This window comes from Pseudoroseomonas cervicalis ATCC 49957, assembly GCF_000164635.1.
Taxonomy (GTDB): domain Bacteria; phylum Pseudomonadota; class Alphaproteobacteria; order Acetobacterales; family Acetobacteraceae; genus Pseudoroseomonas; species Pseudoroseomonas cervicalis.
The window spans coordinates 399,823-402,320 of sequence record NZ_GG770778.1; the positions used below are offsets into that span (position 1 = coordinate 399,823).

Below are 2,498 nucleotides of genomic sequence, written 5' to 3' on the forward strand. Positions count from 1 at the left end.
TCTCGTGCAGCAGGGCGGTGGCGGCCGCCTCCATCACCGCCAGCGTCCGCCGCTCCCAGTGCTGCCCGGCCTCGACCAGCAGGGCGGGGCGGGGGGCGGCCGGGTCGGTGAAGCGGCTGTGGTCGATCAGCCGGCGGCCGGAGGCATGGCCCTGCCCATCCGCCACCACCAGCGGCGGCTGGCCGAGCCGCCGCGCCAGCGCCTGCCCCGCCGGCGCCCCGGCCAGGATCAGCGGATCGGAAGGCCAGAGCATCGAATGCAGGTCGAGCAGCACGTCCACCGTGCCGATCAGCGGCCGCAGCGCGCGGGCGCGGTCCAGCTCGGTGCTGCGGCGCGGCCCGTCCAGCACCCGGTCGCACCAGACGCGGTTCAGATCCTCGTCCACGAAGCGGCTGAGCGTCGGGTCGGCCGGGTCGAAGCGGGAAAACGCGGCCAGGTTGGCGAAGATGAGGGTCAGCCGGCCGCGCGCCGGGCGCAGCCCCTCGCGCAGCCAGCGCGCCAGCAGCAGCGCGCCGGCGATCTCGTTGCCATGGATCAGCGCGCAGAGCGCGACATGCGGGCCGGGCGCCTCGGCGGCGAAGCTCCACACCCCGGGCAGGGTGTTGCCGGCGAGCAGGTCGCGCAGATCGGGCACCGGCAGCTCGACCGGGAAATGCGGCAGCAGGGCGGGGCCGCCGGGGCCGCTCATGCGGCGCGCATCCCCCCGCCGGCCGCGCGGGCCGGGCCGCAAGCCGCGATCGGCCGTGCCGCCATCCGCCTGTCCCCCTGTCTTGCGGGGGCAAGTCTATACCGCGGCGCGGCAGCGGCAACGGGGGGGGGGCGGCTCAGACGGGGTGCGGGATCACCACCACCTCGGCGCCGGGGATCAGCGCCTCCAGCTCGGCCCGCACCGCCCGCATCGCCGCCGCCACCTCGGCGAAGCCGCGATCGGGCGCGAAGCCCAGCGCCACCTCGACATGCACCCGGCTGCCGGCGCGGCGGCTGCGCACCGAGAGCAGCGCCTCATACGCCGCGAAATGCGCGGCCAGGGCGCGGTTGACCAGCGCCTGGTGCTCCTCCTCCAGGCTGCGGTCCAGCAGGTCGGGCAGCGAATCGCGCCACAGCCGCGCGGCGACGCCCAGCATCACCACCGCCACGAACAGCGTGCCGCCGGCATCGGCCACCAGGCTCAGCATGCTGCCCGGCGCCCAGGCGGCAACGCCGATGGCCAGCACCACCACGGCGGAGGAGAGCAGCTTCGACAGCCGGGTGCGGATCTGCCCGGTCATGATCACCGAGCGCCCGTCCCGCCCGGCCTGCCACAGCGCCCGCAAGGCGGCGGCGTTGACGGCGAGGTTGACCAGCGACAGCAGCAGCGCCAGCCGCACCCCGTCATTCGGCGCGCTGCTGGGCAGGTGGATCTTGCCCAGCGCCCCGGCCGCCAGCCAGACGGCGCCACCGGCCATGGCCAGACCGATCAGCAGGTTGGCGAAATGCTCCAGCTTGCCGGCGCCGAATTCATAGGCCGCCATGCGGCCGCGATGGATGCGCCGCATCAGCAGCAGCACCAGCAGCTCCAGCGCGACCATCAGCCAGCCGCGCACCGCCTCGGCCAGCAGGGTCAGCGATTGCGACGACAGGGCGATGCCGACATAGGCGATGAGGATGGCGATATCCGCCAGGGCGCAGAGCAGCACCGACCGCTCGCGCCGCAACGCCGCCGCATCCACCGCCTGCCGCATGCCCGGCCTCCCCAAATATTACGCCGATGTTATTCTGATGCGTCAGGACAGGCGGCGGTTCAAGGGGAGGGGGCCGTCAGCCCCCCTGGCGCGCCTGCCGCCGCGCCTCGGCCACCAGCTGCTGCAGTGTCGGCAGGTCCACGGCACCCGGCACCAGCGTGTCGCCGATCACCAGCGCCGGCGTGCCCTCGATCGACAGGGCGCGGGCCAGGGCCAGGTTGCGCTGCAGCCGCTCGGTGATCGCCGGGTCCTCCATGTCGCGCCGCAGCCGCGCCCAGTCGAGGCCGAGCTTCTGCGCCTCGGCCTGCAGCGCCGCCTCGGTCGGCTCGCCGCGCAGGCGCATCAGCGCGTCCTGGTACTCGGCGTATTTGCCCTGGCGCTGCGCCGCCAGCAAAGCGCGGCTGGCGGTGACGCTGGCCGGGCCCAGGATCGGCAGGTCCTTCAGCACCACGCGCAGATCGCGGTCGGCGGCGAGCAGCGCCGCCATGGTCGGGTGCAGCGCCTTGCAGTAGCCGCAGCGCGGGTCGAAGAACTCGACGATGGTCAGGCTGCCGCGCGGATTGCCCTTGGCCGGGTCGGCGGCGTCGCGCAGCAGCGCCGCCTGGTTGGCGCGGATCGCCGCCGATTGCGCCGCGGCGCGGTCCTGCTGCTCGGCCTGCTGCATCGCGGCCAGGGCGTCCCGCAGGATCGACGGGTCGCGCGTGAGCGAGTCGCGCAGGATCTGCACCACCTCCTCGCGCTGCTGCGGGGTGAGCCCGCCAGGGGCGGGGGCCTGGG

3 protein-coding genes are annotated in these 2,498 nt (G+C 74.7%); all 3 read right to left on the bottom strand.

Features of this window, described 5'->3' with window-relative positions; translation table 11 throughout:
* The coding region (locus HMPREF0731_RS09110) for a M14 family metallopeptidase (protein WP_007003803.1) at positions 1 to 688 on the bottom strand (688 nt) is incomplete at its 3' end.
* Between the two features lie 136 nt (positions 689 to 824).
* A complete protein-coding gene (locus HMPREF0731_RS09115) occupies positions 825 to 1,721 on the bottom strand; it encodes a cation diffusion facilitator family transporter (RefSeq protein ID WP_007003804.1) in 897 nt (298 codons plus the stop codon).
* A gap of 76 nt (positions 1,722 to 1,797) precedes the next feature.
* Positions 1,798 to 2,498 (bottom strand): DsbA family protein (locus HMPREF0731_RS09120; protein WP_007003805.1); only part of this gene is annotated, 701 nt, incomplete at its 5' end.

Coding starts and splice junctions, on each gene's coding strand:
- HMPREF0731_RS09115 (WP_007003804.1), bottom strand. CDS start 1,721: ATGCGGCAGGCGGTGGATGCGGCGGCGTTGCGGCGCGAGCGGTCGGTG.